This window comes from Citrobacter sp. Cpo045, from assembly GCF_030332875.1.
GTDB classification, from domain to species: Bacteria; Pseudomonadota; Gammaproteobacteria; order Enterobacterales; family Enterobacteriaceae; genus Citrobacter; species Citrobacter portucalensis.
The window spans coordinates 83683-110679 of the sequence record NZ_JAOWGZ010000070.1 but is presented as its reverse complement, the minus strand read 5'-3'; the positions used below and the strand labels follow the sequence as shown (position 1 = coordinate 110679).

Here is a 26997-nt window from a genome sequence, read left to right as displayed (position 1 = left end):
GCGATTACATGAAGACGTTAAACTTGAAGTCGATCACAATTCAGGGGCTTGACGATTTACGCATTGATTTCAGAGAGAGGGGGGAAGAACAGAATCGCGGATCACTAAATCCGCAGTGAAACTATTCACGCTGGGACGCTGAGTTGCGCCCTTAAAAAGCTGTATCGCCAGCTGCGAAGCGCAGCGAGCCATGCGCTCAACGGGATAATGCATTGTTGTGAGTGCGGGGTAGAGATAGCGGGCCATCACCACATCATCAAATCCAACGATCGAAAGCTGCTGCGGAAGTGTAATTCCCTGCTGATGGAGGATGCGCATAATCCCGGCGGCCATCACATCATTAAATGTCACCGCTGCGGTGAAAGGAATGCCGCAATTAAGCAGCTGGTGTGCAGCGCGTTCGCCACCTTCTTCATTAAAGGGCACGCTAATCACCCAGTTTTTATCTGGCGTAATGCCATATTCGGCCAGCGCCTGGCGATAACCTTCCAGCCGCTCACGGCGATCGATAATCGGTAAATCACTTGTCACGCAGGCAATACAACGGTGCCCCTGTTCCAGGAGATGTAGCGTGGCTGTTTTAGCAGCTTGACTATTTTCCAGCCACACGCAGCGATTGGCCATCCCGGCAATATAGCGGTTCACGACCACCATGGCAGGAAAATGAGCGGCATATCGCAACAGTTCCTTTTCCGACAGCCTACTGGCATGGACCACAATAGCTTCACAGCCCTGGTTTATCAGGAAATCGAGTCCTGATTTTTCCATTCCTTCATCGTGGCCACCGCTGCATACCATCAGCCGAAATTGCTGCTGGCGTGATACTTCTTCCACGCCTCGGGCAAGCCTGGCAAAAAAGGGATCGGCAAGGTTGCCGGTCAATAACCCGAGCATGTCACCGCTGCGTTTCGCTAATGCAATAGCGGCGGCATTGCGATGATAGTTCAGTTCGCGCATGGCTTTTTCAACACGCTCACGCGTCACGGGTTCAACCCATGCGGTTTGATTAATAACACGTGAAACTGTTGCGGTGGACACTCCCGCTAACTCTGCAACATCCTTTATCGTTGCCATGCTGGCTCTTTACCTTTTTGATTCTTAAGAATTTGCTTATCGCTGGTTTTTTTCCTTATCTTATTCAGGTTGGGGGGATTTGTCACCGAGACATCCTCTGAGTATATCTACTCAGAGGCTTATTTTTAGTACTGAATAATTAAATACTATCCTGAGTATTATTATCCTTACATACGATATTCGATCATCCCGCTCTTTTGGGCCACCCAGTCATACAGACGTTGTCCACGGAGATTGGTTTCATGCGTATGCCAGTATAATCTTGACGCGTGGTGTTTTTTGGCTTGTTGTTGGACATATTCGATAAGCTGTTTACCGATATGTTGACCACGTACCTCTTCGCTAACAAATAAATCTTCGAGATAGCAATAGTTGGATTCTGCCCATGTTGAACGGTGAAAGAGATAATGCACCAGCCCCACTATTTTTCCATCATATTTTGCAACAGCACAATAAACAGGTTCGTTCGGGGTAAGGAAACGCTCCCACGTTAATTTTGTTACTTCATCTGAAATTTTAGTGCGATAAAATGTTTGATAGTTTATCCATAAAGGAAGCCAGCTGGCGTAGTCTTTTTGTTCTGCACTTTCAATAGTAACGGTATTCATGTTAGTCATATATATCCTGATATTTTATACGAGTAATGTGTTAGTATGATGATACTAAGAACTTTATAATTTCTCGTAAAGAGACACTTTCGATATATTGATAGGATCCACTTTTAGTATAAAGGTTAATACAATGAAGAAAAACAATGCGCCTTTATTTCAAGGATTTGTTTTAGGAAAAGGCGCGGTTAAGGAGCAGGTTTACCACATCCTCCGCGATCACATCCTCGAAGGGCGATTGCCGCCAGGAACAAAAATGCCATCAACCAGGGCATTGTCCGAGATGATGTCAATTTCACGAAACTCAGCGATCGCCGGTTATGACAGGCTTTTAGATGAAGGGTATATCCTGACCCGTAAAGGGTCTGGAACATATGTCTCACATAATATTCCGGATCGGAGTATCAGCAATAGCTATCCAAAGATGGCGTCGGGGGACGTCGTCTCGCCTGATGAACAGGTTCACAGCCGAAATAATCCTGTTCGCGATTTGTGGTCAAATGAGTATGAAGGGCGCGGCATGAACCGCCTATTTGCGGTTGGTGTCGGGTGTACGGATCTCTTCCCGCATGCGTTATGGGGAAAGCTACTGCAACGTGTCTGGAGACAATCCCGGCATCAACTGGGCGCTCACACTCATCCTTGCGGGTACTTTCCTTTGAGAAAAGCGGTTTGCCGCTACATTAAAACAACGCGTGGAGTGAACTGTAACGAAGAACAGATAATCATCGTAAATGGTATTCAACAGGCATTGAACATTACTGCACGAGCATTGCTGTCGGCAGGAAGTGATGTTTGGTTGGACGACCCGGGTTACAAAGGCGCTCGCGGGGCCTTCATGTCAGTTGGCGCGATGGTGAGGCCGGTACCGGTAGATAGCGAGGGAATGAACGTCCGCTATGGTATTGATCATTTTCCTGACGCTAAGCTGGCCTATGTCGTCCCGTCGGATCAATATCCATTAAGTGGAACGTTGTGTTTATCCCGACGTTTTGAGTTGCTGGAATGGGCGAAATCGAATCAGGCATGGATATTTGAAGATGACTATAATAGCGAGTTCCGTTATGCCGACCGTTCTTTACAAGCTCTGCAAGGATTAGATCAGAATCAACGCGTAATCTACGCCGGAACATTTTCTAAAATGATGTACCCGGAATTCCGTTTAGGTTTTTTAGTTGTCCCGCCGGATTTACAAGAACAGATTATGGTGACGAAATATTTTTCCGATCTTGGCACCAGTTATCTTGAACAGGCTGTGATGGCGAATTTTATTGAGGATGGTCACTATGCCAGTCATGTGCGCCGAATTCGTAAGGCATGCTATGAAAGAAGAACTGCGCTGGTCAATGCTATTCAAGAATACCTGGCTGATAAAATGATTGTGCAGCCTTCTGACTCTGGCGTCCATATTGTGTGCTGGCTACAAAACGGATTAACCGGAAATGAAGTTGAGGAGCAAGCCAGATTACTAGGGATGGGAATACTATCACTAAGTCGTTATTACCAGAGCGATATCTCACGACAGGGGATTTTGATTGGTTTTGCAAATCATCCGGTAGAGGCAATTGTTGATGGGATTCGCCGTTTGGCTCAGGTTATTTAAATTATAATTTATTTAGCTCTTAGCATTAATGCAGTAAATACGTTTCTTTCGCTACAGGCAAAAATATAGCGTCTGTTTTTTGTACAATTAAATAGTGTGGATCCGTTAAAAACACGCATTGTGGTTCTTTTGGGCCGCTCAGTTTGATCATACCCTGCGCTGGTTTAGTTCTGTTTTGTAAGAGGTACAGATATGCCGGGCGTCTTTAATCAATTCCAACAACCCGTAGGTATGACTTTGTCTGACTGGAAAGGCGCACCCTTTCCACAGGCTCAGCAAATTACAGGTCGCTATTGTAAGCTTGAGCGCATTAACACCGAACGCCATGCAAAAGAGTTGTATGAAGCGTACTGCGAAGCAAGCGATTGTCGTGACTGGACATATCTGGCGGTCGGACCTTTTGAAACTTTTGATGCCTTCCTGGTTTATTTAAAAAACATGGAAGAACAGACAGATCCGATGCATTTTGCCGTGATCGATTTAACCAGTATGAAGCCTGTTGGTACGTTTGCTCTTATGCGGATTGATCCCGCAAATGGTGTGATTGAGGTAGGGCATGTTTCTTACTCCGTACGCATGAAACGCACGCGAATTTCAACGGAAGTCATATCATTGCTTTTAAAGTACGTTTTTGAGGATCTGGGCTATCGCCGTTTTGAATGGAAATGTGATGCCTTCAATGAGCCTTCCCGTGGGGCGGCGGAGCGCTTTGGCTTCAGTTTTGAAGGTATATTTCGGCAGGCTATCGTTACCCGGGGTCGTAATCGAGATACCGCATGGTACTCAATCATTGACGGTGAGTACCCGATACTTCGACCTGCCTACGATCTGTGGCTCGATGAGCGTAATTTCGATAGCCAGGGACGGCAGATTCGGCGCCTTGGCGAGCTGATGGAAAGGGGATAAAAAAGCTCCCCGAATAAACCGGAGAGCCAGAAAGCGTAGCGCACGCGCAGTATTATTTCTGCCGCGACTCCAGCCAGACCAGTGCCAGCGTGGAGAGTGCGCACATCAGCAGAATGCCGACAAACCAAAACAGATACCACATCGTACGGTCCTCCCTAGTAAAGTTCGTGATTGTGGCGGCGGATCGTTTCTACATTGATTCGTCCCAGCATTTTGTAATAACTCCACACGGTATAAAGCAGAACGATCGGTAGAAAAATCAGCACAATAACCAGCATGATACTGAGCGTCATCTGGCTGGAAGTGCTGTCCCACACCGTCAGACTGGAGAGCGGATACGCGCTTGAAGGCATCACAAACGGAAACAGGGTGATTCCGGCGGTGAAGATCACGCAGGCCTGGGTCAGTGAAGCGCACAGAAATCCCCATACGGCCCGACGTTGCCCGCAGGCATAGATCGCGAGCATCGGGAACATCATGCCAAGCAGCGGAATAATTAACAGCAGTGGTGACTGATAAAAGTGCGCCATCCACGCGCCCGGTGAGGTCGTTACCGTTTTTAACAGCGGGTTGGAAGGACCATTCGGATCCTGGCTAAGCAACACATAGCCGTCGATCCCCGTCCATAGCCAGTAACCGGCTAACAGAAAGCAGAGCACGGCCAGCATCGCGCTGCGACGGGTAGCAGAGAGCGCGCGTTGGTGAAGAATGCCGTCGGTCTTCAACTGGAGCCACACGCCCCCTTGCAGAATAACCAGCATCAGGCTTAATGCGCCGCACAGCAGCGCAAAGGGTGAGAGTAATTGCCAGAAAGTGCCCAGGTATTGCACATGAAGCTGTGGTGTGAAGATAAAAGGCACGCCCAGGAACAGGTTGCCGAACGCGACGCCGAAGATAACAGGAGGGACCAGGCTCCCGATAACCAACCCGGTGTCCCACATAGCACGCCAGCGTGCATTGGCTATTTTGCCGCGATAATTAAAGGCCAACGGGCGAAAGAAAAGGGCACACAGCACCAGGATCATTGCCACATAAAACCCCGAAAATGCGGCGGCATAGACCCGCGGCCAGGCCGCGAATAATGCACCACCCGCCAGAATGAGCCACACCTGGTTACCTTCCCAGTGCGCCCCGACGCTATTGATTAACACCCGTCGCTCATCATCGTTTCGCGCGATCAGCGGTAACAGGCAGCCGACCCCCATATCAAACCCGTCAGTGACCATAAAGGCCACCAGAATGATGCCAATCAGCAGCCACCAAATGAGCCGCAACGTTTCATAATCCAACATGATTGTCTCCTTTATCCCTGTTGTTGCGTTGGTTGCTGGTTATGCATTGCATCTGGACCAAGGCGCGCGTATTTCTGCATCAGGTAGACCTCAGCAATTAAAAACAGGGTGTAAAGCGTGAGAATTAGCCCCATCGAGAAGGCCAGTTGGCCTGCGCTCAGCGCGGAGTGGGCGTACCATGTCGGCAAAATATCCTGAATCGCCCACGGCTGGCGGCCAAACTCCGTCATAAACCAGCCAGCTTCGATGGCAATCCATGGTAGCGGCAGGCTCCACAGCGTCATGCGCAGTACCCAGCGATGCTGGTCGATACGCCAGCGTAAGGTCTGTATCAACGCAATCGCCATCACCAGTAGCAGCAGCGAACCGCAAGCAATCATGATGCGAAAGCTCCAGAACACGGGGGCCACTTGCGGAATGGCGCCGCGTTGCGCGGCCTGATATTGCGCTGGCGTAACGTGGTTCATGTCAGGCGCGTAGTTCGCCAGCAGGATGCCGTAACCCAGATCTTTCTCCACAGCGTGAAAAGCGTTCAGTACCTGAGGCGTGCGGTTACCTTTGGCAATTTCCTGCATCAGTAACCATGCCTCCCGGCCTCGCTGCAGGCGTGGGAGCGCGTCCGCCATCAGGTTTTTCAGCCCCGGAACCGGCATATCCAAAGAGTGGGTCGCCAGAATACCCAGCAGGGCCGGTATTTTCACGGCAAAGGCGTTACGCTCTTGCTCCTGCTGCGGCCAGGCGATGACATGAAAGGGCGCGGGGGCCGGTTCGGTTTGCCATTCGCCCTCCATTGCCGCCAGTTTTACTGGCTGGAGCTGGGCGACCTCAAAGGCTGAGCTATCACCCAGTTGTAGCGTGCCGAGGATAGCCAGCGTGCCAAAGACGGAACCCACCGCGAAGGAGCGCCGGGCGAACTCGCGATTGCGACCACGCAGCAAATACCAGGCGCTGATGGACATCACAAACATGGCGCCGGTGACATAACCAGACATCACGGTATGCACAAATTTCACCTGGCTGACGGGGTTAAAGACCAGCTCGCTAAAGCTGGTCATCTCCATGCGCAGGGTATCAATATTAAAGTGAGCGCCAGTTGGATATTGCATCCAGCCGTTGGCGTTGAGGATCCACAGGGCCGAGATGTTAGAGCCAAACGCAACCAGCCAGGTCACCAGTAAATGCTGATACTTGTTTAAGCGCTGCCAGCCAAAGAAGAACAGCCCCACGAAGGTGGATTCAAGAAAGAAGGCCATCAAGGCTTCCATCGCCAGCGGGGCACCGAAAATATCACCCACATAGTTGGAATAGAGCGACCAGTTAGTACCGAACTGAAACTCCATGGTCAGGCCGGTTGCCACGCCGAGCGCAAAGTTAATACCGAATAGCTTTCCCCAGAAACGCGTCATGTCGCGGTAGACTGTTTTGCCGGTCACCACGAACAGGGTTTCCATGATGGCTAGCAAAAAAATCAGCCCCAGCGTCAGGGGAACAAACAGAAAATGGTACAGCGCGGTCAGCGCAAATTGCCAGCGCGATAGGTCAATGACGTCCCACATGCGAACTCCATCAGGCATTAGAGAGTGAATAGGTAAGGAAGAAAACGTCAGACCCGCAGTAGAAAAGTACGCGGGTCTAAAGAGGGGATCAGGCAGGCGGGCCGGATGCCAGCCAGCCGCAGACTTCATCCAGCCGCTCGAGCGAGTCGAGCAGATCTTCCGGTGCGGCCAACACCAGTTCCGGCAACGGACAGATCTCATAACTCTCAAGCAGAAGCCCTTTCAGGGTATCCAGACAGCGCACATGCCAGACATGGCGCAGCGCCGTGGCGTCGATTTGGCTCTCGCCGTAGCCGATGGTGCGGATTTGAATGTGCCCTTCGCCGCACAGGCGGGCGAGGAACAGGCGATCCGCGTCGCTAATCGGCAGTTGGGTGAGGTTAATGCTATGGGGTTGCGCTGCCGGATCGCGCACGTGCGCCAGCAATTCCTGGGCCAGCGTCAGGCCATTCATCAACCCATCTATAGGCGGAGGCAGCAGGCTATCGTCCGGCAGCGTATTGATTGTTGCCGCCTGCCACAGTGCCCGTGGTGCGCTGCCTACTTCCAGATGTTCCTGCCATTGCCCCTTGTCATCCTGACAACGCACCCGCCAGATACCGCAGAAAATCGACTCCTGAATCTCGCTCGCTCTGCCGTCAGCATGCTGAATGCGCACGGAAACTTCGCCTTCGCCGAGTAGCGTATTCAGAAAGGTGAGATCGTCTGCATTGAGCGAGGATAAATCCCATCCCAGCACATCCTGTTTGGCGGGAATTCTCTGGGTGAGCTGGTGGCGCACATCGGCTAACAATGCCATCACCGCCGGGCTGTGCGGACAGTTTTCCAGTGTTGCCATGCTGGGGTCGCTGTTGACCTGGCAGGTGAGGGGCAAGGGATTCATGCTGAAGCAGTCATCACCTGGCTGCGTTCCTGGCCCCAGCAGATGAAAAAAGGAATCGCTCATCATGCAGACTCCGGCGGTATACGTTCTTCAACGAGGGGACGCATCAGGTTGAGCAAGTCGGCCCACGGGTGGATACAGCTGAGAATGCCGCGCAGCTCACCCTGGGTAAACACCAGGGTAGCCGGAAAACGGAACACGCCGAAGCGATCGCCGATCGCCTCGCTGTGTTCAAGATCCGCCATGGCGATGTGCCAGTCAAACTGGGGAAACTCGCGGAGCAACTCCGCAATCATGACCGGGTTATCGCTGACTTCCGGTGTACGGCGAGGATCGCTACTGAGCAGGACCACGCCATTACGCACGCGGGTTATCCAGTCATCCAGTTCAGATGCGCTCAGCGGTTGCCAGCCCTTAGCCAGCATTCGCTGCCATAGCGCAGAAAACGGTTGGTCATTCAACATGTTAATTATCTCTCCAGCGTTACGCGATACTGGCGAATACGCACGCCTTCATAGTTTTCCATCGACAGGCAGTCATAGTTCAGGCAACGCGTTTCATCGCTTGTCTGTGGCGCAATGCCCCACGCGGCCAGTTGCGTAAGCGCGGCCTGTTCCGCCGCCGGGAGCTGAGCGCGCGCGATGTCGGTCAGGCTGCCGCCATAGTCGTCCAGCTGTACCGGCTGTAGTCCCACCAGAGCGATGTGCGCGGGGAGATGGCCGCGAATATCCGCCAGAGCCAGCACTTCAGAGAAGCTGTTCTGATGCAGACTCATTTTTTTAGCGCTGAGGTAACTCGGGACTTTGTCTCCGGCGTAAGTTTGCAGGGTTCCCGGCTCAAGCCCGTAGTCGATGGCGTCAAGCAGCAGCAAATGGCTGGCCTGCTCAACGTAGCCCAGCAGATTCAGTCCCTGCGTGCCGCCGTCAACAATCTCTACCGATTCTGGCCAGTGATAATGGGCGTACAGGCGCTCAGCGAGGCGAATACCAAACCCTTCATCTGCCCACAGCAGGTTGCCTAAGCCCATCACGATGATGTTAGGTTCGCTCATGACGCCTCCTTATCGTGCTGACCCTTAGGAAACTTATGACTACGAAAGCCGTTAATCATGGTTGAGATGACGGTCTCGTCAGACATGATGTCCTCACGAATCGCCATATACACATGGCCTACGATGAAGGCGGCGATGAACCACATCCCTAACCGATGCCAGCTGTGGATATCGAGAGAGTTCCCGCCGGTCCAGTAGAAAAACTCCGTCACATAGCGGAAAGGGATAAAAATGGCGTACTGGCTATGTTCGCTGTATAAGGCAAAACCGGTGAGGATCATAAAAACGGAAAGCAGGAAATAACCGCACATCGCCGCCTGCGCGATGGGGTTATGACCGATATCATCTCCCGGTTTTTTTTCCAGAAACAGATACCAACGCACCACAGAATACGCACCCTGCCACCAACTGCGCCGCCAGACCGGCACGATAAACAGTTCGCGTGAATAACGGTTACCGACGAAGGCCCAGTAAATGCGCATCAGCAGTATCACCGTGAACACCATGGCGGCGGCGAAATGCACCAGCCGGATGTCGCCCATATAGAACAGATAAGTGGCCTCACCGCTGACCGACGGCAGCGGTCGGCCAATGAAGTATCCGGTCACCATCAACACCAACATGCAGCCCACCGTCAGCCAGTGCCACAAGCGTACTGGCGCTTCAAACACATAGTGGCTGGTGGCGGTATCACGCGCCTCCCCGACGCGTGGGGATGTTTTTCCAGTCATCGTTCCGTTCCTTAACGCTTAGCGAACCTGGACGGCGATAAGTTCACTGCCGTCGTCGCCGAGTACGTGGGTTGAACATGCCAGGCAGGGGTCGAAGCTGTGCAAGGTGCGCAGGATCTCCAACGGTTGATCCGGTATCGCCATTTGGGTGCCCATCAGCGCCGCCTCGTAAGCGCCAATTTGTCCCTTTGGATCGCGCGGGCTGGCATTCCAGGTGGTCGGCACCACGCATTGATACAGGTCGATCTTCTGGTCGCGAATCGATGCCCAGTGGCCTAATGCTCCGCGCGGCGCTTCGGTAAAACCGATCCCGCGACAGTGCTGCGGCCAGCTTTCAGGCTCCCACTTTTCGGTATTTGCGGTAGCCAGATTGCCGTTTTTCAGGTTGGTCATCAGCTTGTCGAAGAAATATTGCAGCTTGCTCACGGCCCACTGCGCTTCGTGCGCGCGGCACAGAATACGTCCCAGCGTTGATTGCATACCCGACAGCGGCAGCTTGAGGGCGGACATCATGCGATCCACGGATTCAATCGTGGCGGCATCCCCTTTGTGATAGGCAATCAGCGTACGCGCCAACGGCCCAACTTCCATAGCGTGTCCCCGCCAGCGCGGGGCTTTAATCCACGAATAGCGTTCCTGTTCGTTGAGCTGCTTGATATCGGTATCGCTGCCTTTGACATCGCCCGGGTTGTACCAGGGTTCAGTAATCCCTTCGAACGGGTGGCGACCTAATTGATCGTCCGGATAACGATACCAGGCATGATCGACAAACTCCTGAATTTGCTGCTGATCGTTCAGGTCCACCGGCATGACGTTGTTAAAATCACCGTTAATCACCGCGCCGCCAGGCATCAATAGGCTCTTCGCGCTGAAGTCATTGGCGATATCCGGGAACGCGCCGTAGCTTAAGACGCACTTATCAGAAAGCCCGGTGCCAATCTGGCTCCAGGGTTTATTGAACTGGCCGATAGCCAGCGCGTCAGGCACCATGACGTTGTTGATGAAATCAGCGGTGCGGGTGATGATCGACTGCACCAGGTTCAGGCGTTCCATATCGACTGCGCCTACCGCGCCGCTCTGATCGATATTGATAGCGCACGGCATCCCGCCGACAATCCAGTTCGGATGCGGATTCTTACCGCCAAACACCGTATGGATTTTGATGATCTCGCGCTGAAAATCGAGCGCTTCCAGATAGTGGGCAAAGCCCATCAGGTTGGCCTCTGGCGACAGCTTGTACTGCGGATGTCCCCAATAACCGTTGCGGAAAATCCCCAACTGACCGCCTTCGACAAATTTCTTCAGGCGATTTTGAACGTCAAAGAAGTAGCCTGGAGAAGACATCGGCCAGGCTGAAAGGCTTTGTGCTAACTGCGATGTGGCGCGCGGGTCTGCTTTCAGTGCATTCAGCACGTCAATCCAGTCCATTCCGGCTAACTGGTAAAAGTGCACCAGATGGTCGTGGCACCACAGCGTCGCCAGCATAATATTGCGAATGATGTTGGCGTTGTCGGGCACCTTTATGCCAATAGCGTCCTCAATGGCATAGACCGAGGCGAGCGCATGTACGCCGGTGCACACTCCGCAAATTCGTTCGACAAATGCCCAGGCATCGCGCGGGTCGCGCCCCTGTAGAATGATCTCCAGCCCGCGGAACATGGTGCCGCAGGAAACCGCGTTGGTGATGATGTTCTGCTCATTAATGTTCACTTCACAACGCATATGGCCTTCAATGCGCGTGATGGGGTCGACAACCAGGCGGCGACCGGCATTATTGACCGTATATCCCTGGGTTTGATACGAATTGCTCATGCCTGTTTATCCTTATTGTCTGGAGACTGTTGTCCGGCGTCGGCTAGTTGCTGTTTGTGGCGGTTGTGTTGATTGACGGCGCTGGCGACTGCGTGAACACCGACACCGGCCGCCACGACGCCTAGCGCGGTGAGGCCCACGGTATCGGCGGTTGAATGCGTCCCCATTTGTGGAATATCAACCACGCGGCTGTAGAACGAACCGCGATCCCAGAAGCCGTTTTCCGAACATCCCAGACAACCGTGGCCGGACTGGATGGGGAAAGAAACGCCACCATTCCAGCGGGTGGTGGAACAGGCGTTATAGGTGGTTGGCCCTTTGCAGCCCATTTTGTACAGGCAATAGCCTTTGCGGGCGGCGTCATCGTCCCAACTCTCAACGAACTCCCCGGCGTCAAAGTGGGCGCGGCGGTAGCATTTATCGTGAATACGCTGACCATAGAACATCAGCGGACGACCCAGACGATCGAGTTCAGGCAAACGATCAAATGTCACCATGTAGGTAATGATGGCGCTCATGACATCCGGAATCGGCGGGCAGCCGGGCACTTTCACGATCGGCTTATCGGTGATCACCTTATCGATCGGCGTAGCCTGGGTAGGGTTAGGCCGGGCAGCCTGCACGCAGCCCCAGGAGGCGCAGGTTCCCCAGGCGATAATCGCGCTGGCTCCTGCTGCGGCTCGTTTTAACTTTTCAATAAAAGGGCGCCCGCTGCTAATGCAAAACATCCCTTGCTCGCCCAGCGGAGGGTTGCCTTCGACGGCCAGAATGTAGCGGCCATGGTACTGGCGCAAAATGTCTTCAAATACCTCTTCGGCCTGCGTTCCGGCGGCGGCCATCAGCGTGTCGTCGTAATCGAGGGAAATCAGGGAGAGGATGACGTCTTTGGCAAGTGGGTGAGAGGAGCGGATAAATGATTCGGTGCAGCAGGTGCATTCCAGCCCGTGGATCCAGACTACCGGGATCCGGGGTTTGTTCTCTAGCGCCCAGGCAATTCTGGGCGTCATTCCGGCTCCCAACCCCAGCGATGTAGCCGCGAGGCTACAATATTTGAGAAAACTGCGTCTGCTTACGCCTTTGCGGCGCATCGCCTGATAAAAGGTCTCCTCGTTATTCGTATTCATAACACGCGTTTCTTCCCCCGTTGAGTTCTGGCGCATGCCGCCAGCGATATCTAAAAAAGCGTATCCGATCGGAAGGGAGAAACAATGCAAAGAGTGTGGTTATGTCCTATTGCGATATTTTCGTACCTGTTATCTGTTTTTCGCTTTCCAGGAATAAAAAAACGCACAGGGGGGATCGCCCTGTGCGTCGGGTTTATCGCGGAAGAACTTAAACCCCAAGGCGATCGCGTAAGCTGTAATATGCCGCCCCCATGGCGGTAAACGGAATGCGCAGGCTGCGGCCTCCCGGGAACGGGTAGTGCGGCAGGTTGGCGAACGCGTCAAAGCGCTCGGCATCCCCGCGCAGCTGTTCGGAAATCAGGCGTCCTGCCAGGTGAGTACAGGTCACGCCGTGGCCGCTGTAGCCCTGCATATAGTAAATGTTGGTATCAAGACGGCCGAACTGCGGCATACGAGACAGCGTTAACAGGAAATTACCGGTCCAGCGGTAATCAATTTTTACCCCCTGCAATTGCGGGAAGGTCTTCAGCAGTTTCGGCATTACCAGACGCTCAATATCGTCCGGATCGCGAGCGCCGTAGACCACACCACCGCCGTACAGCAGGCGGTTATCCCCGGTCAGACGGTAGTAATCGAGCAGGTAGTTACAATCTTCCACACAGTAGTTTTTCGGGATCAGCGAGCGCGCCATCTCCGCCGACAGCGGTTCGGTGGTTAACACCTGCGTGCCACACGGCATGCTGCTTTTTGCCAGCGCAGGTTCCAGTTTGTCACCGAGATAGGCGTTGCCCGCGACGATCACAAAGCGGGCCGTCACCTGGCCTTTTTCAGTGCTGACCACCGCCGGGCTGGTGTGCTGAATACGGGTGACTGGCGACTGCTCAAAGACGCGTCCGCCGTTCAGACGAATGGCGTTAGCTTCGCCAATCGCCAGGTTCAGCGGGTGAATATGACCACCGCTGTGGTCGAGCAGCGCGCCGACATAACGATCGCTGCTGACTTCGCGACGAATTTCACTGCTGTCTAACAGTTCAAGCTGCGTGTTGCCGTAGCGTTCCCAGTTCGACTTCTGCTCTTCCAGCGTTTCCATCTGTTTGTGGTTCAGCGCTACAAACAGCCCGCCGGGACGATAGTCGCATTCGATCTGATAACGCTTGATGCGTTCGCGGATGATATTGCCGCCTTCAAACATCATTCCACCGAGCATTTTAGCGGCATCCGGGCCATAGGTACGTTCGATGACGTCGATATCGCGACTGTAGGAGTTCACCAACTGACCGCCGTTACGTCCGCTGGCCCCGAAACCAATACGCGCGGATTCCAGTAGCACCACGTCGTAACCCATTTCCGCTAAATGCAGGGCGGAGGAGAGTCCGGTATAACCACCGCCCACGACGCAAACATCACAGCTAACCGATTCGCTAAGGGTCGGAAACGGTTCGTACTGATTGGCGCTTGCGGCGTAATAACTGCTGGTATGTTCAGTCATGATTAAGACTCCAGGGAGATCCAGATGGTTTTCAGTTCGCTAAATTTTTCCAGCGCATGCAGGGATTTATCGCGTCCGTTACCGCTTTGCTTATAACCGCCGAACGGCACGGTCATATCACCGTCGTTGTAGTTATTCACGAAGACTGAGCCGGCTTTCAGGCGACGGCTCATACGGTGGGCGCGCGACAAATCGCGGGTCCAGACCGCGGCGCCGAGGCCGTAGTCACTGTCGTTAGCCAGCGCCAGAGCTTCGGCTTCGCTGCTAAAACGGGTGATGACCAGTACCGGGCCGAAGATTTCATCGCGGCTGACGTGGGCCTGCGGTGCGGTATCGACAAAAATAGTCGGGCCGATAGCGGCCGGATGTACGTGGCTGCGGCCATCCAGCGCCAGCGTGCCTTGCGCTTCACCGTCGCGAATAAAACCGTGCACGGTGTCGGCATGCGCATTGTCGATAAGCGTGCCCATCGTGGTTTCCGGATCCAACGGGTTGCCGGGCTGCCAGTTTTTCGCCTGTTCTTTCAGCAGGGCGATGAACTCGTCGGCAATGCTCTCTTCCAGCAGCAGGCGCGTTCCGGCGATACAAACCTGGCCCTGGTTATAGAAGATACCTGCCGCTGCATTAGCGGCGGCTTTCGGCAGATCCGGACAGTCGGCAAACACGATGTTGGCGCTTTTACCTCCGGCTTCCAGCCAGACGCGTTTCATGTTGCTGTCGCCAGCGTCTTTGAGCAGTTGCTTGCCGGTACGAGTCGAGCCGGTAAAGGTGATCACATCAACATCCGGGTGCTGTGACAACGCCTGACCCGCTTCGTGACCATACCCGCTAACAACGCTGAGAACGCCATCGGGCAAACCTGCTTTTTTAGCCAGCGCAGCCAGGCGAATGGCGGTCAGCGGTGATTTTTCGGAAGGCTTGAGGATCACGCTGTTACCCGCAGCCAGTGCCGGGCCGAGTTTCCAGCAGGCCAGCAGCAGAGGAAAGTTCCACGGTACAATGGCGGCAATCACGCCTACCGGTTCGCGCACAATCAGTGCCAGATCGTTCACCGAGGTGGTGGCAACTTCGCCATAGACTTTATCTATAGCTTCGGCATACCAGCGGATGGCGCGTGCCGCGCCGGGAATATCATCACGCAGGCTATGGCGAATCGGTTTACCGGTATCGAGCGTTTCCAGTAGCGCCAGCTCCTCGTGATGCTGCTCCATTAAATCGGCGAGTTTGTGCAGTACCGCTTTGCGCTCTGCGGGTGATGCTTGCGACCAGTCTCCGCGTTCAAAGACGGTACGGGCTGCGGTGACCGCGCGGTCCACATCCGCTTTTTTACCGCGGGCGACTTTAGCCAGAGGACGTTGTCCTGCCGGATCCAGCGTAATAAAGGTTTCGTTATCAGCGGCGGCACAATATTCGCCGTTAATAAATAAACGGGTCTCTGGTGAATAATGGCTGGCTTTCTCACGCCAATATTTAAGATTCTGAAAGTTCATAGCTACTCCTTTTATATCAATAAGATAAAGTTCGTTGCTGATCTTTTTCAGGCAAAATCAGGCTGCACGATGCCCCAGGGATGTACCCTGTTAATGCGCGTTATTTAAGAAGGCCTGAGAAACTCAGGCCGCTACTTATTAGAAAGTGGTGGGAGTGTGGGCACTGATGATGCGGCAGATCCCTGCCGAGGTGTTGCTGAAACTGTGTGGTATGCCGGTGTTAATGGCATAGCTTTGTCCTGCAACAAGAGGATACGTTTGACCGTTGATGGTCAGTATCACTTCACCTTCCAGTATTGTGCCAATCTCTTCACCCTGGTGTTTAATTCTCTCCCCGGTTGTCGTGCCTGGCTGATAGGTTTCAAACATCATTGCCAGCGTACGATTCGGATTTCCGTTGTGTACCAGCTTCATGGATACTCCCTGACTCCCGATCTCAATCAAATCATCCTGATTGATAACCACCTGCGGTTCGTCAGGCTTTTCCGGTTCCGCGAAGAACTCGGAGAGCGACAGCCCATATACTTTCAATAGCTTTTGCAGCGTACTGATGGCAGGACTGACTTTATCCTGCTCTATGGTGCTGATGGCGCTATGCGTTAACCCAGACAGTTCGGCGGCACGACGCTGCGAAAGACCCAATTGCTGGCGGATCTCTGACAAACGTTTACCCGGCGCCAGGCCGTCATCGCTCATAATTGCATTTCCTTAACTGTAGTGGTCAGAGTCGCTGTTTTTCAGCGAGGTGGTTCTGACAAGCGGTGATAAAACCTTCAAGTAACAAACGCGACAGGGCGTATTCGCTACTGTTCCATTCCGGGTGCCACTGCACGCCGAGCGCGAAAGGATGGTCATAGACGCTGGCAGCTTCCACTAATCCATCCTGCGAGCGTGCTTCCACGCGCAACTGCAGGCCAAGGGTTTTTGCGCCCTGACCATGCAAGGAGTTGACCCAAAACGTGCTGCAACCTGGTATTAACTGAGATAGCAATCCTCCCTGTTGAACCTGGACTTCATGAGATGGTGCATATTGCTGCTCCACCGGGAGTTCCGCATCTTCACGATGTTCCAGGAACTGTGGATGATCGCACAGGCGACGATACAGAGTCCCGCCAGTGGCGACAACTAATTCTTGTAAGCCCCGGCAGATGGCGAAAATGGGAATGCGCCTTTCGAGCCCGGCGGTAATTAGCGCCATGCTCAGAAGATCACGCCCGGGATCGGCGTCAGACTCATCGCCATTTTCACCATAGAGGTGCGGCTGCACATTGCTTGGGCTTCCTGGCAGGAAGATACCGTCCAGTTTCGGTAACAGCGCGTTCAACAATTCGGGTTCCGCAAGCGCATGGGGAAGCGCTATCGGTAATCCTCCGGCATTTAATACCGCATTTAGGTACTTTTCTTGCAGAGTCTGGGTCTGGTGACCCTTAAGCCTGTTCCTACACATCACTACACCAATAACTGGCTTGTCAAATATATTGCCCATGATCGACCTCACGTTTTGGAATAAATTATTGCCAAACGGTTCCTTGTTGTGCCATTCCGTTCATTATTTTCTCAATCTAGCAGCGGAATAACCTTCTAGCAAACTTAATTTAACATTTGACAAACAATTTGTTTGCATCCAGAGTCGAATGGTGGACATTATATTTAACAGTCAAATCACAGAACAGCTTACCAGGCCAACGGCGGTGAATCATGGAAACCAATATCGTAGAAGTTGAGAATTTTGTTCAGCATTCTGAAGAGAGACGAAGTAGCGCGTTTGCGCGCGAAGTTAAGCAGTATCTGGAACGCTATCCTAATACGCAGTATGTGGATGTGTTGTTAACCGACCTTAATGGCTGTTTTCGCGGTAAGCGCCTTCCCGTTGCGGGATTGCATAAGTTAGAGAAAGGCTGCTATTTCCCGGCATCCGTTTTCGCGATGGATATTCTGGGCAATGTGGTCGAAGAGGCGGGATTAGGCCAGGAGCTTGGCGAACCGGATCGGACCTGTGTACCCGTGGCAGGTACGTTAACCCCTTCGGCTGCCGATCCGGAATTTATTGCGCAGATGATGCTGACGATGCTGGATGAAGATGGCGCTCCCTTTGACGTTGAGCCGCGGAACGTACTAAACCGACTCTGGCAGAAACTTCGCCAGCGCGGTCTGTTCCCCGTCGTAGCGGTAGAGCTGGAGTTCTATTTACTCGATCGTAAGCGTGACCCCGAAGGTTATCTGCAGCCGCCATGCGCGCCGGGAACGGACGATCGTAATACCCAAAGTCAGGTTTATTCGGTTGATAACCTGAACCACTTTGCAGATGTGCTGAACGATATCGATGAACTGGCCCGTTTACAGCTGATCCCGGCTGACGGCGCGGTGGCTGAAGCCTCCCCTGGGCAGTTTGAAATCAACCTCTACCATACCGACAACGTGCTCGACGCCTGCGATGACGCGCTGGCGTTGAAACGTCTGGTACGGCTGGTGGCAGAGAAACATAAGATGCATGCCACGTTTATGGCAAAGCCTTATGAGGAGCATGCCGGTAGCGGGATGCATATCCACATCAGCGTCATGAATAACAAAGGTGAGAACGTGCTGGCTGATGCGAATGGCGATGATTCCGCGTTATTAAAGCGTGCGCTTGCCGGGATGATTGATCTGATGCCCGCGTCAATGGCGCTGCTGGCACCGAATGTGAACTCCTATCGCCGCTTCCAGCCCGGGATGTATGTTCCGACCCAGGCGTCCTGGGGGCACAACAATCGTACGGTGGCGCTGCGTATTCCCTGCGGCGACCGTGATAACCATCGGGTTGAATATCGCGTAGCGGGGGCTGATGCCAACCCGTATCTGGTGATGTCGACCATCCTGGCGGGGATCCTTCACGGTCTGGATAACGAACTGCCGTTACAAGAAGAAGTGGAGGGTAACGGTCTGGAGCAGGAAGGGCTGCCGTTCCCGATTCGCCAGAGCGATGCGCTGTGGGAGTTTATGCAAAATGACAGTCTGCGTGAACTATTGGGTGAGCGGTTTAGCCATGTGTATCACGCCTGTAAAAACGATGAGCTTATCCAGTTTGAACGTCTGATTACCGACACTGAAATTGAGTGGATGCTGAAAAACGCCTGACCGTTGTACAGGTCATTGAAAAAGAAGTCGCATCATGCGGGCTGAGCGGAGCCAGCCCGTAAAAATTGCAGGAATACCTGCCATTTCCCGGATGTCGCGTAATGGAGCGCGGGCGACAACGGGTCTTCAGATAACCGACAGAGTTTGTGACGAGGAAATGTGATGATGCCAATGTTTAAAAACCCGCCCCGCGTGAGTATTCATGGCTCCCGCAGTAAATACGGACCGCATCTGTGCCGTACCCCATTGACGCCTTTTTTATGCCATTCCTCCCCGACACGACCCAGGTCTGCTGTACCCACGTTTCGAACGCAGATCTGGACTCGTAGCGGGGAGGAAAATTATGTCGACTAACTCTTCTGCGGATCATTCTGCCCAGCCGGGCAAAGCACAGCTGCGTAAATCCCTGAAGCTGTGGCAGGTGGTGGTGATGGGGCTTGCCTATCTCACGCCGATGACGGTGTTTGACACCTTTGGCATTGTTTCGGGTATCAGCAATGGCCATGTTCCGGCCTCCTACCTGCTGGCCCTGGCGGGAGTACTGTTTACCGCCATCAGTTATGGAAAGCTGGTGCGCCAGTTTCCACAGGCCGGTTCGGCCTATACCTATGCGCAAAAAGCGATCAACCCGCATGTCGGGTTTATGGTCGGCTGGTCGTCACTGCTTGACTACCTTTTCCTGCCGATGATTAACGTACTATTGGCGAAAATTTACCTTTCCGCGCTGTTCCCGGGGGTTGCGCCATGGATTTGGGTGGTGATGTTCGTCGCGATCCTCACCGCGGCCAATCTGAAAAGCGTTAATCTGGTAGCGAACTTCAATGCGCTGTTTGTACTGGTGCAGGTGGCGATCATCGTGGTGTTCATTTTCCTCGTGGTGCAGGGGCTGCACAAAGGGGAAGGGGTTGGGACCGTCTGGTCGCTGCAACCGTTTATCAGCCAGAATGCGCATTTGATCCCGATTATCACCGGGGCGACCATTGTCTGCTTCTCGTTTCTCGGCTTTGACGCGGTGACGACCCTATCTGAAGAGACACCGGATGCTGCGCGCACCATTCCAAAAGCTATTTTTCTTACCGCGCTGTACGGTGGGCTGATCTTCATTGCTGCCTCGTTCTTTATGCAACTGTTCTTCCCGGACATTAGCCGATTCAAAGACCCGGATGCGGCGCTACCGGAGATTGCGCTGTACGTCGGCGGCAAGCTGTTCCAGTCTATTTTCCTGTGTACCACCTTTGTGAATACGCTGGCTTCAGGTCTGGCGTCGCATGCCAGCGTTTCGCGTCTGCTGTACGTGATGGGCCGCGATAACGTCTTCCCGGAGAAGTACTTTGGTTATGTCCATCCCAAATGGCGTACTCCCGCGTTGAACGTCATCATGGTCGGGATTGTGGCGCTGTCGGCCCTGTTTTTTGACCTGGTGACTGCCACGGCGTTGATTAACTTTGGTGCGCTGGTGGCCTTTACGTTCGTTAATCTCTCCGTGTTTAACCACTTCTGGCGTCGTGAAGGACGCAAGCATACCTGGCAGGAGAAGCTGCACTATCTGGTATTGCCAATGGTCGGTGCCGCCACGGTTGCCGTACTGTGGGTGAATCTTGAGGTGACATCGCTGACGCTGGGTCTGGTATGGGCCGGCGTTGGGCTGGTGTATCTTGCCTGGCTGACCGGACGTTTTCGCAAACCGCCGCCGCAGTTTGACGCCGCGAAATCTGAGCGCGCCTGGGAGTGATGGAAGCTGAATAGGCCGTAGCATTCGGCTGAGTTGAGGTAAAAATGAAACACGGTATGTCGCGGCAAACGGTCGCGGCATACCTGCTTTAATTAAAGTCCCGCTTGTTTTAGGGAATAAAAAAACCGGCACGGGAGCCGGTAAGTAAATCAATGTAGGAATATAATTATTATTATAATTACTGAATTATAATTCAGCCAACTCAATAGGAACGGGTTTCCCTATATGGTATCCCTGTAACCAACCAATACCCATCGTAATTAGCATCTTTTCAATTTCCTCATTTTCAACAAACTCAGCGACTACTTCCATGTTTTTGAGTTTTGCTACTTCGCAGAAGGATCTGACGGCGCATCGACTAAATTCATCGGTCAGTATGTTACGGATGAAGGAACCATCAATTTTCAGAATATCTGCGTCTAACGTTCGTAGTCGTGAATAGCTTGATGCTCCTGTGCCAAAATCATCAATAGCAATTTTAGAACCGGCTTTACGTAGTGCTCTCAGAACATCAGTGACATTAGCGTTGTCAATAATATCTGATTCAATAACTTCAAATATTATACGTTCAGGTGTTATTGAGTATTTTCTGAACAATGTAAAAACATTATCAAGAAAATCAATTTTATTAAGCGAGTCAGGCGTCAGATTAATGGAGAAGTGACTGTTTGGGTCAGATTTCTGCCGTGACTGTATAAAACGAAATGTTTGCTCTATAACAGTGATATCCAGCGCAGGAAGTAATCCTGCCTCGCGAGCAACCGGTAGGATGGTGTCTGGAAAGATTAACTTGCCATCAACCATTTTTATCCGAATAAGTATCTCGTGATAACGTGTCAGTCCCGTGGTTGAAACGATCGGCTGAACAACCAGCATCGTTGATACGATGGGTTGAGCCATAAGCTCAAACGACTTTCTGTCAATTGCCTTTTGCAACATATGACGAATGACAGCCTGGCTGACAATTTTATCACCTGGCACTTGCGGGCTGAGTAACAACGGTTGCCCCTGCATTAACGAGATGTAGCTTTGGGTATTAAGATGCTTAATTGCTTGAGATAAATTTTTAATCAGGTTTTTCTCGGTGGTATACGCCACACCACAAGATAGCCCTAATTGGTAGTCCTTCCAGATAAAACGAAAAGAGTTTAGGTCTTTGTAGAGATCAGGAATGTCAGGGACAGCATTAAGGCGAAGAATTATTCCATGACCTGGTGCGTAATAAATGTCACCTGTACCCTTAATCAATTTACGTACATATGCGCTTAGCGCTTTTACAAATTCAAAACGAAATTCTATTCCGTGAGTTTGCTCCAGCGTATTCAACTCTGTACAACGGATGTAACACAAGCACTCTGTTGCGTGTTTACGGATGTCCATTTGCAGGGCCTGAAAGTTAGGCAGTCCGGTGTTAGGCTCTGATCTAAAAAGTTGTTTGAGGCGGCGGAGATATTTTCGGTTATGAACCACAAGTACACCGGTAACAACAATCGTAATAGAAAAGACAAACACTATCGTGGAGGAAATCACGAGACTATGTACATAATTATTATAGTTAGCAGGTGGAATATAACTGTTTATATAATATCCCAACAGGATGAGCATTGTTACCCATACAGGGGATATCAAAGCATGGCCAATACAGATCACTCCCCATAGCATTACTGGAAGTAACCACAGTAATGAATAGTCTGTAAATATAAGAATATCTTCTCTGATGACGATCAAAGCGGACATAATGCAGAGTAACAGCGCCAGCCATAATACTTGATACAGAATAGGAGGGCCGGATTTTATCAGCGCCTTTACTTGTCTAATGTATAGAATGCACCATGCAGGATTTTGAACGCTTCTAAGCAACAGATAACAAAAAGGGATGCCAGTCAGGCAAGAGTTCATCAGCCACTGTAAGTTAATTAATGTTTGTAGTGTAAAAAGGTTTGCGATCGGTGCAGAGGCTGTGTTCGATTGGAACCAGTGATCAATCGAGATGAATAGTAAGGCGTTGCAACACACGAGCCAGACAATACGCAGGGTTGTAAGCTGGCTACGACCAAAGCTAACCGCGCCTCGTTTGCCTGTCGAGAAAAAGTAGAGTGTCTGGCTAATGAGAGCAGCCAGTAGCTGAGCCGTTAGTGTGAATACCGAAGATAAAGAGTAAGAGTAAAGCGCATACAAGAAAAAGGCAGCCAAAATTGGCAGCGCCTTTTGCCGGTATAAAACCAGCAGTGCAGAAATGAGAGGTAAAGTGAGATCGTAAAAATGCAGTGTTATACCCGCAACATCCTCTTGCTTACTGAGATGGCCAGCGACCAGTTGTAATGCAAAAAACGCGATGCCGACACAAAAATAGTCTCTAAATGTATTAATGAAATTTATATTTTCCGTTTTTCTTAGCAATATCATCATTCGCAATTCTCAGTGAGCTATCACCGTTCTCGATTTAAGTCATCTACTTAAAACAGGTTAGATTTAGGGCTTAAAATGTGTATTATTGGATGTTTTCGCTAATTGAAAACTATTTTAAAATCTGTTATGTGAGTTTTTTAAAGGTAATCCTCGACAATTTCCCTATGTTTCGCAACACAGAGGAGAACAATATTGCTGGTTGTACAGATAATAAAAGTTGCGTCAGTAGCCATTATTTCAGACAGAATAATCGATCGATAAAAACGATCAATATAAATTTTTTGATAGCTTTCATCGATAGGTTTGGCAGATCATAAATACCATGAAAGATCGATGAAAGCTATTGAATTGTTATTATTTAATATTATTTGTTTCGTGAATGTTAGTTGAGCTACTCTTTTTTTGAATATTAACTAATGGCTACACCTTGATATGAAAATCATTCTTTTATTGCCAGGAAAGTGAGTTTCCCCACCTTCCCACAACACACTCAATTGTTAATCATTAACGAGGATGCTGCTGTGTCGCGCAGTGAATACCGCCGCCACCGGCAGCGATACCGTCGATATTCAACTGAATAATTTCACGATCGGCAAACAGCTCCTGCAAAATAGCATGGGTATTACGATCGGTGCGCTTATCGCCAAATTGCGGTGCAATGACGGCATCATTACACAGATAAAAATTGATATACCCCGCGGCGAAATCATCGCTCGCATAAGTCTGGCGGATGGTAGAAGGTCCTTCCAGCGTGACTACCTCCAACCGTCGGCCTTTGGCATCCGTGGCGGCCCGTAATATGTCCAGATGACGTCGAGTGATCGCGTAATCAAAGGATGACGGATCCTGCTCAAGACCCGCCACCACCGTACCCGGATGCGTGAATCGGGCGTAAAAATCTGTATGGCCGTCGGTAATATCCTTGCCGGCAATACCCGGCAACCAGATGATTTTCTCCAGACCTAGCAGTCGCTTAAGTTCTTCTTCGCATTCGGCTTTGCTGACGCCAGGATTACGGTTGGAGTTAAGCACGCAGCTCTCGGTAATAATCGCCGTGCCTTCACCATCTACCTCAATACCGCCACCTTCTAGTGTTAGCGCCGAGCGAATAAACTCGGCATGAACGTAATCAGTAACAAATTCAGCCACATCGGCATCTCGTTCGTGCTCTTGCTTATTGCCCCAGCCGTTGAAATTAAATCCCACTCCGCCGAGCGCGCCGCTGGCGCTTTTCACAAACACCGGCCCGGTGTCGCGGATCCACAGATCGTCTATTGGGTGAACCAGAAGATTGACTGACGGCCCGCACAGACGCGCGGCGAGCTCGCTGTCTTCTTCGCGTACTAACATATTCACGGGTTCAAATGCGGCGATGGTTTTGGCAACTAACGCCAGGTTTTCCTGCACCACCGGTAGCAGATGAGGCTCCCAGATCTCCGCACTGGCACCAAACGCCATCCAGGTTGCCGCATGCGGTGCGCCTTCATCAGGCATTTGCCAGCGGCGGTTCTCTGTCGCGCGGGCAAATTGGCTAAAGCTGAAGCCCGTCATACCAGCGAGTAGCATACTCGTTGAAGTCACCAGGCCTTGTCTGACGAATGAACGTCTTGTCATCATAGGATTAACCTTTGCGTATTTTTACCTGATATCAGGTGAATGAAATAATAATAGATAATAAATATTCTGTGTATTTTAAATATTGAATAATAAATAAAGTGATTGCGGGTAAATTTCACGCGAAATATAGCACAGGAGATATACGTTGCAATCTCTTAGTTTTATATAATGAGTGAAACTGGCGACTATTAAAATTTCTCAACTATATATTTATATATAATTTATATTTATCAGCATGAACATATGGCACGCCGTTGGCTCTGAGCCCTCGTCTGACGGGCCTTGCCGTGGATTGTGATCTGGCCGATTGTTCTGTTGTATTTATTAATGCCATGAACCGTGTGGGCTATAGTAAAGATGGCCGTTATTTCTCATCATTAATAACCGTGAGTGGGGGATGTGAATGAAGAAGATACTGATGCTGGTCGGAGATTATGTCGAAGATTATGAAACGATGGTGCCTTTTCAGGCTTTGCAAATGCTTGGGCATCGTGTGGATGCCGTCTGTCCGGATAAAAGTCAGGGTGACTACGTTCAAACCGCCATTCACGATTTTGATGGGGCGCAGACATACAGTGAAAAGCCGGGGCATCGTTTTACGTTAAATGCTAATTTTGCCGAGGCGCGGGCCGCCGATTACGACGCACTGTTGATCCCCGGCGGGCGTGCTCCGGAATATCTTCGACTGAATCCGGATGTCATTAAGCTGGTGCAAGATTTCAACACTGCCGGTAAGCCTATCGCCGCAGTTTGTCATGGGCCCCAACTGTTAGCGGCGGCGGGGGTGTTAGAAAACCGGACCTGTAGCGCTTATCCGGCCTGTGCGCCCGAGGTTCGTCTGAGCGGTGGACATTATGCCGATATTGGTATCGATCAGGCCCACGTTGATGGCAATCTGGTGACGGCACCAGCATGGCCCGCGCATCCGCAATGGTTAGCTAAATTTGTTGAAGTATTAATGAAGTAAGCGATGATGCGATGAAAAAGTCGGTATAACCTGCCAGGCTATACCGACTGCATTTATTACCTCTGCATGAGTGCGAACACGCCCCACCCGATATATTCCCGGGTGAATGCAACGTGGCGGACTGGTGAACTTCTCAGTTGCTCTCTGACTTCGGCGGCAAACTCATCGTCCGGATTTGCCTCCAGCCACCGGCGCATCGTCAACCATTTTGCCGCCTCGTATCTGTCCCAACCTTCCTGGTCAGCCAGTACCATTTCCACCACGTCATAACCGAGCAGGTCGAAAGACGAAACGAGTTCTGGCAGAGAAAGAAAATCGGCTACTGAAGCCGCGCCGCAAGCCATAGCGATCTCCTCCGTTGCGGGCATCTGACGCCAGTACGGTTCGCCGATGAGCAGGATCCCGCCTGGTTTGAGACTTTGTTCCAGCTGTTTGATCGTTCCGGCAACGCCGCCGGCAATCCAGGTTGCACCAACGCAGGCGGCAATATCGAATTTTTCTTCGGCGATATAACCTGTTGCATCGGCATGAATAAAACGCACGTGCTCAGTGACGCCCAATTCACTTGCCCGCAGGGTGGCTTGCTCACTGAATAACTGGCTCATATCGATACCAACGCCGGAAATTCCATGATCGCGTGCCCAGGTGCACAACATCTCGCCCGAGCCGCTGCCGAGATCCAGGATGCGGGTTCCTGGGGGCATCCGTAAAACCTGACCTAACGTCGCATATTTTTGCGCGGTGAACGGATTATGAATGCGATGTGCGCTTTCGCTGATCGTAAAAATCTTCGGGATATCCATCTCTCTCTCCTTAGCGATTATCCAGTTGGGCGCGAACGTTGTTCAGCCCGGTGGTATTGATGCGGTAGGGCTGACCATTAACGGATTTGATCAGTTTTTTCGTTCTGAGTTTTTTGAATACGTCGAGCGTGCAGTCGCAGAGCAGTAACCCTTCGCGGCTATAGCATTCGACGGAAGTGACACGACCAGATGCATCGCGGACGTGAGCAATACGGCCACCTTTGGCGAGAACGTGTAAGGTACGTTGTTCCTGACGGGATAAATTCATACTGGAAAACCTGTTTAATCATCATGTGCAAAACGTGCAAACACACAGCGGTGTCCGCATTCGATTTCGGCGCATTGATAACCAGTCCGGCCTGAAAAGGTCGGTAAGCTGATTATCTGATGATTACATTCTCCAGCATCAAAGCCTCGGGTTGAGTTGATAGGTATTTACCTGCTGAATCATACCAGCCTGGGCGAGTAGGGGAATCGTTCTGTCGGGAAAATGTGATCTATGACGAAAAATTGCGTTTAGCTTATTTTATAATTTTTTAACTCTCGTTAGCTGAGCAGTGTATGGATATATTAAATTTATTGAATATTCAGACATCGTCAGTAGCGGTATTGGCCGTAATGATGCGTTGTTAGCCCCACTTGCGTCATACTATAGATTAGTGATATTTAATTTTTCCCTATCCTAATTTTGTTTTATTTGATAAACATGTCTTTATTATAAAAAGGATTTTTA

24 protein-coding genes are annotated in these 26997 nt (G+C 51.4%); 5 read left to right on the top strand and 19 right to left on the bottom strand.

Annotation, left to right across the window (positions count from 1 at the left end; genetic code table 11):
• Window positions 1-69 precede the first annotated feature (69 nt).
• Both OGY13_RS02330 and OGY13_RS02325 read right to left on the bottom strand, forming a co-directional pair.
• Complete coding sequence (locus tag OGY13_RS02330) at window positions 70-1074, bottom strand: LacI family DNA-binding transcriptional regulator (protein ID WP_008783828.1); 1005 nt, start codon at window positions 1072-1074, stop codon at window positions 70-72.
• 167 nt (window positions 1075-1241) lie between these two features.
• A complete protein-coding gene (locus OGY13_RS02325) occupies window positions 1242-1691 on the bottom strand; it encodes a GNAT family N-acetyltransferase (protein WP_191226371.1) in 450 nt (149 codons plus the stop codon).
• 124 nt (window positions 1692-1815) lie between these two features.
• Here OGY13_RS02325 and pdxR point away from each other — a divergent pair, with 124 nt between their 5' ends.
• The gene (gene pdxR, locus OGY13_RS02320; protein WP_213752996.1) at window positions 1816-3285 is read left to right on the top strand and encodes a MocR-like pyridoxine biosynthesis transcription factor PdxR; all 1470 of its coding nucleotides are present in this window, start codon (window positions 1816-1818) and stop codon (window positions 3283-3285) included.
• Between the two features lie 192 nt (window positions 3286-3477).
• Window positions 3478-4191, top strand: a complete 714-nt coding sequence (locus tag OGY13_RS02315; RefSeq protein WP_213752997.1) for a GNAT family N-acetyltransferase — start codon at window positions 3478-3480, stop codon at window positions 4189-4191.
• Between the two features lie 52 nt (window positions 4192-4243).
• On the opposite strand, the gene cbdX is transcribed toward OGY13_RS02315, so the two are convergent.
• The 13 genes from cbdX to puuD form a co-directional block, all read right to left on the bottom strand.
• Window positions 4244-4333, bottom strand: a complete 90-nt coding sequence (cbdX, locus tag OGY13_RS02310; protein WP_003830863.1) for a cytochrome bd-II oxidase subunit CbdX — start codon at window positions 4331-4333, stop codon at window positions 4244-4246.
• 13 nt (window positions 4334-4346) lie between these two features.
• Window positions 4347-5483, bottom strand: coding sequence for a cytochrome d ubiquinol oxidase subunit II (gene appB / locus OGY13_RS02305; RefSeq protein WP_213752998.1), 1137 nt, complete (start codon window positions 5481-5483; stop codon window positions 4347-4349).
• Window positions 5484-5494: 11 nt separating this feature from the next.
• Window positions 5495-7039, bottom strand: coding sequence for a cytochrome bd-II oxidase subunit 1 (appC, locus tag OGY13_RS02300; protein WP_213752999.1), 1545 nt, complete (start codon window positions 7037-7039; stop codon window positions 5495-5497).
• Between the two features lie 88 nt (window positions 7040-7127).
• The gene (locus OGY13_RS02295; protein ID WP_137377173.1) at window positions 7128-7985 is read right to left on the bottom strand and encodes a hydrogenase expression/formation protein; all 858 of its coding nucleotides are present in this window, start codon (window positions 7983-7985) and stop codon (window positions 7128-7130) included.
• A complete protein-coding gene (hyaE, locus tag OGY13_RS02290) occupies window positions 7985-8386 on the bottom strand; it encodes a hydrogenase-1 operon protein HyaE (protein ID WP_213753000.1) in 402 nt (133 codons plus the stop codon). Before hyaE ends, OGY13_RS02295 begins: the two co-directional genes overlap by 1 nt.
• A 5-nt stretch (window positions 8387-8391) precedes the next feature.
• A complete protein-coding gene (hyaD, locus tag OGY13_RS02285; protein ID WP_213753001.1) occupies window positions 8392-8973 on the bottom strand; it encodes a hydrogenase 1 maturation protease in 582 nt (193 codons plus the stop codon).
• Window positions 8970-9704 carry a Ni/Fe-hydrogenase b-type cytochrome subunit gene (hyaC, locus tag OGY13_RS02280; RefSeq protein ID WP_213753002.1) on the bottom strand — a complete coding sequence of 245 codons (735 nt, stop codon included), beginning with the start codon at window positions 9702-9704 and terminating at the stop codon, window positions 8970-8972. Before hyaC ends, hyaD begins: the two co-directional genes overlap by 4 nt.
• A gap of 18 nt (window positions 9705-9722) precedes the next feature.
• Complete coding sequence (gene hyaB, locus OGY13_RS02275) at window positions 9723-11516, bottom strand: Ni/Fe-hydrogenase large subunit (protein ID WP_048236028.1); 1794 nt, start codon at window positions 11514-11516, stop codon at window positions 9723-9725.
• Window positions 11513-12640, bottom strand: coding sequence for a hydrogenase 1 small subunit (hyaA, locus tag OGY13_RS02270; protein ID WP_153753693.1), 1128 nt, complete (start codon window positions 12638-12640; stop codon window positions 11513-11515). The genes hyaB and hyaA overlap by 4 nt, the downstream gene beginning before the upstream one ends.
• A gap of 208 nt (window positions 12641-12848) precedes the next feature.
• Complete coding sequence (locus tag OGY13_RS02265; protein WP_213753003.1) at window positions 12849-14129, bottom strand: NAD(P)/FAD-dependent oxidoreductase; 1281 nt, start codon at window positions 14127-14129, stop codon at window positions 12849-12851.
• A 2-nt stretch (window positions 14130-14131) separates the two neighbouring features.
• Window positions 14132-15619: an aldehyde dehydrogenase PuuC gene (gene puuC / locus OGY13_RS02260; protein ID WP_103285713.1), complete on the bottom strand. Its 1488-nt coding sequence runs from the start codon at window positions 15617-15619 to the stop codon at window positions 14132-14134.
• A 138-nt stretch (window positions 15620-15757) separates the two neighbouring features.
• Window positions 15758-16315 (bottom strand): HTH-type transcriptional regulator PuuR, encoded by a 558-nt coding sequence (gene puuR / locus OGY13_RS02255; protein ID WP_003830877.1) that lies wholly within the window; start codon window positions 16313-16315, stop codon window positions 15758-15760.
• A 25-nt stretch (window positions 16316-16340) separates the two neighbouring features.
• On the bottom strand, window positions 16341-17105 hold the full coding sequence (gene puuD, locus OGY13_RS02250) for a gamma-glutamyl-gamma-aminobutyrate hydrolase (RefSeq protein ID WP_213753004.1): 765 nt from the start codon (window positions 17103-17105) through the stop codon (window positions 16341-16343).
• A 212-nt stretch (window positions 17106-17317) separates the two neighbouring features.
• Between puuD and OGY13_RS02245 the strand changes: the two genes are divergently transcribed.
• Both OGY13_RS02245 and OGY13_RS02240 read left to right on the top strand, forming a co-directional pair.
• Window positions 17318-18736, top strand: coding sequence for a glutamine synthetase family protein (locus tag OGY13_RS02245; RefSeq protein ID WP_003830879.1), 1419 nt, complete (start codon window positions 17318-17320; stop codon window positions 18734-18736).
• Window positions 18737-19079: 343 nt separating this feature from the next.
• Window positions 19080-20468: an APC family permease gene (locus OGY13_RS02240; RefSeq protein ID WP_048236023.1), complete on the top strand. Its 1389-nt coding sequence runs from the start codon at window positions 19080-19082 to the stop codon at window positions 20466-20468.
• 186 nt (window positions 20469-20654) lie between these two features.
• Here OGY13_RS02240 and OGY13_RS02235 read toward each other — a convergent pair whose 3' ends face one another.
• Both OGY13_RS02235 and OGY13_RS02230 read right to left on the bottom strand, forming a co-directional pair.
• Window positions 20655-22877 (bottom strand): EAL domain-containing protein, encoded by a 2223-nt coding sequence (locus OGY13_RS02235; protein ID WP_286637526.1) that lies wholly within the window; start codon window positions 22875-22877, stop codon window positions 20655-20657.
• A 504-nt stretch (window positions 22878-23381) separates the two neighbouring features.
• The gene (locus OGY13_RS02230; RefSeq protein WP_213753147.1) at window positions 23382-24494 is read right to left on the bottom strand and encodes an agmatine deiminase family protein; all 1113 of its coding nucleotides are present in this window, start codon (window positions 24492-24494) and stop codon (window positions 23382-23384) included.
• 403 nt (window positions 24495-24897) lie between these two features.
• Here OGY13_RS02230 and OGY13_RS02225 point away from each other — a divergent pair, with 403 nt between their 5' ends.
• Window positions 24898-25461: a DJ-1/PfpI family protein gene (locus OGY13_RS02225; RefSeq protein ID WP_003830885.1), complete on the top strand. Its 564-nt coding sequence runs from the start codon at window positions 24898-24900 to the stop codon at window positions 25459-25461.
• A 56-nt stretch (window positions 25462-25517) separates the two neighbouring features.
• On the opposite strand, the gene OGY13_RS02220 is transcribed toward OGY13_RS02225, so the two are convergent.
• The gene (locus OGY13_RS02220) at window positions 25518-26264 is read right to left on the bottom strand and encodes an SAM-dependent methyltransferase (protein ID WP_008783845.1); all 747 of its coding nucleotides are present in this window, start codon (window positions 26262-26264) and stop codon (window positions 25518-25520) included.
• A 10-nt stretch (window positions 26265-26274) separates the two neighbouring features.
• Window positions 26275-26532 (bottom strand): YjhX family toxin, encoded by a 258-nt coding sequence (locus OGY13_RS02215; RefSeq protein WP_003021255.1) that lies wholly within the window; start codon window positions 26530-26532, stop codon window positions 26275-26277.
• Window positions 26533-26997: the final 465 nt, after the last annotated feature.

What these genes read in the sequence shown, in the direction of transcription:
- OGY13_RS02330 (WP_008783828.1), bottom strand. Translation starts at nt 1,074, where the DNA reads ATGGCAACGATAAAGGATGTTGCAGAGTTAGCGGGAGTGTCCACCGCA.
- OGY13_RS02325 (WP_191226371.1), bottom strand. Translation starts at nt 1,691, where the DNA reads ATGACTAACATGAATACCGTTACTATTGAAAGTGCAGAACAAAAAGAC.
- pdxR (WP_213752996.1), top strand. Translation starts at nt 1,816, where the DNA reads ATGAAGAAAAACAATGCGCCTTTATTTCAAGGATTTGTTTTAGGAAAA.
- OGY13_RS02315 (WP_213752997.1), top strand. Translation starts at nt 3,478, where the DNA reads ATGCCGGGCGTCTTTAATCAATTCCAACAACCCGTAGGTATGACTTTG.
- cbdX (WP_003830863.1), bottom strand. Translation starts at nt 4,333, where the DNA reads ATGTGGTATCTGTTTTGGTTTGTCGGCATTCTGCTGATGTGCGCACTC.
- appB (WP_213752998.1), bottom strand. Translation starts at nt 5,483, where the DNA reads ATGTTGGATTATGAAACGTTGCGGCTCATTTGGTGGCTGCTGATTGGC.
- appC (WP_213752999.1), bottom strand. Translation starts at nt 7,039, where the DNA reads ATGTGGGACGTCATTGACCTATCGCGCTGGCAATTTGCGCTGACCGCG.
- OGY13_RS02295 (WP_137377173.1), bottom strand. Translation starts at nt 7,985, where the DNA reads ATGAGCGATTCCTTTTTTCATCTGCTGGGGCCAGGAACGCAGCCAGGT.
- hyaE (WP_213753000.1), bottom strand. Translation starts at nt 8,386, where the DNA reads ATGTTGAATGACCAACCGTTTTCTGCGCTATGGCAGCGAATGCTGGCT.
- hyaD (WP_213753001.1), bottom strand. Translation starts at nt 8,973, where the DNA reads ATGAGCGAACCTAACATCATCGTGATGGGCTTAGGCAACCTGCTGTGG.
- hyaC (WP_213753002.1), bottom strand. Translation starts at nt 9,704, where the DNA reads ATGACTGGAAAAACATCCCCACGCGTCGGGGAGGCGCGTGATACCGCC.
- hyaB (WP_048236028.1), bottom strand. Translation starts at nt 11,516, where the DNA reads ATGAGCAATTCGTATCAAACCCAGGGATATACGGTCAATAATGCCGGT.
- hyaA (WP_153753693.1), bottom strand. Translation starts at nt 12,640, where the DNA reads ATGAATACGAATAACGAGGAGACCTTTTATCAGGCGATGCGCCGCAAA.
- OGY13_RS02265 (WP_213753003.1), bottom strand. Translation starts at nt 14,129, where the DNA reads ATGACTGAACATACCAGCAGTTATTACGCCGCAAGCGCCAATCAGTAC.
- puuC (WP_103285713.1), bottom strand. Translation starts at nt 15,619, where the DNA reads ATGAACTTTCAGAATCTTAAATATTGGCGTGAGAAAGCCAGCCATTAT.
- puuR (WP_003830877.1), bottom strand. Translation starts at nt 16,315, where the DNA reads ATGAGCGATGACGGCCTGGCGCCGGGTAAACGTTTGTCAGAGATCCGC.
- puuD (WP_213753004.1), bottom strand. Translation starts at nt 17,105, where the DNA reads ATGGGCAATATATTTGACAAGCCAGTTATTGGTGTAGTGATGTGTAGG.
- OGY13_RS02245 (WP_003830879.1), top strand. Translation starts at nt 17,318, where the DNA reads ATGGAAACCAATATCGTAGAAGTTGAGAATTTTGTTCAGCATTCTGAA.
- OGY13_RS02240 (WP_048236023.1), top strand. Translation starts at nt 19,080, where the DNA reads ATGTCGACTAACTCTTCTGCGGATCATTCTGCCCAGCCGGGCAAAGCA.
- OGY13_RS02235 (WP_286637526.1), bottom strand. Translation starts at nt 22,877, where the DNA reads ATGATGATATTGCTAAGAAAAACGGAAAATATAAATTTCATTAATACA.
- OGY13_RS02230 (WP_213753147.1), bottom strand. Translation starts at nt 24,494, where the DNA reads ATGATGACAAGACGTTCATTCGTCAGACAAGGCCTGGTGACTTCAACG.
- OGY13_RS02225 (WP_003830885.1), top strand. Translation starts at nt 24,898, where the DNA reads ATGAAGAAGATACTGATGCTGGTCGGAGATTATGTCGAAGATTATGAA.
- OGY13_RS02220 (WP_008783845.1), bottom strand. Translation starts at nt 26,264, where the DNA reads ATGGATATCCCGAAGATTTTTACGATCAGCGAAAGCGCACATCGCATT.
- OGY13_RS02215 (WP_003021255.1), bottom strand. Translation starts at nt 26,532, where the DNA reads ATGAATTTATCCCGTCAGGAACAACGTACCTTACACGTTCTCGCCAAA.